Source organism: Streptomyces sp. MS06 (assembly GCF_047200655.1).
Classification (GTDB): domain Bacteria; phylum Actinomycetota; class Actinomycetes; order Streptomycetales; family Streptomycetaceae; genus Streptomyces.
In genome coordinates, this window is sequence record NZ_JBJZOJ010000154.1 from 1 (window position 1) to 855 (window position 855).

The 855-nt window shown below is 71.2% G+C and carries 1 protein-coding gene; it reads right to left on the minus strand.

All coding sequences use genetic code 11. From position 1 onward, the window contains the following. The coding region (locus ACL02U_RS32900; protein ID WP_412794676.1) for a polyketide synthase dehydratase domain-containing protein at positions 1-855 on the minus strand (855 nt) is incomplete at both ends.

Consider the following 855-nt stretch of genomic DNA (forward strand, 5'->3'; position numbering starts at 1 on the left):
GACGTTCAGCACCAGGTTGTTGTCGGCCGCGGAACCCGTCTGCCCGATGTGGACGCGGAGGCGAGTGGCGCCGGTGGCGTGCAGGGTTACGTCGTTCCACACGAACGGCAGGACCGGCTCCCCGTCCCGCTCACCGCTGTCGTCAACGATCGCGGCATGCATGGCGGCGTCCAGGAGTGCCGGGTGCAGTCCGAACCGGCCGGCTTCCTCCCACGACTCCTCGGGCAGCTCCACCTCCGCGAACACGTCGTCGCCGCGCCGCCAGGCCGCCTTCAGCCCCTGGAAGACGGGTCCGTAGGCGTAGCCCTGGCGCAGCAGCGTGTCGTAGGCATCCCCGACACCCACCGCAACCGCGCCCGCCGGCGGCCACACCGACAACTCCTCCACCGTCCGCACCGGCCCACCGGCACTCAGCGCACCCTGCGCATGCAGTACCCAGCCGTCCGGCCCCTGCCCCCAGGCATCAGCACGCGAATGAACCGTCACCGATCGAACCCCGGAGGCATCCGCACCCCCCACCGCCACCTGCACCTGCACCCCGCCCTCCGGCGGAAGGACCAACGGCGCCTGCAACGTGAGCTCCTCCAACAGCCCGCAGCCCACCTGACCGCCCGCGTGCAGGGCGAGTTCCACAAAACCGGTGCCGGGCAGGAGGACGTTCCCCAGGACGTCGTGGTCGGCGATCCACGGGTGCGTGTCCACCGCTAGGCGTCCGGTGAGAACGATGCCGTCGTTGTCCGCGAGGGTGATCGCGGCGCCGAGCAGCGGGTGATCCGCGTCGCGCAGCCCTGCGGCGGAGATGTCGACGCCGTCACCGCCGTACCAGGAGTCCGCCATGTACTCGCGGGTGCCCAG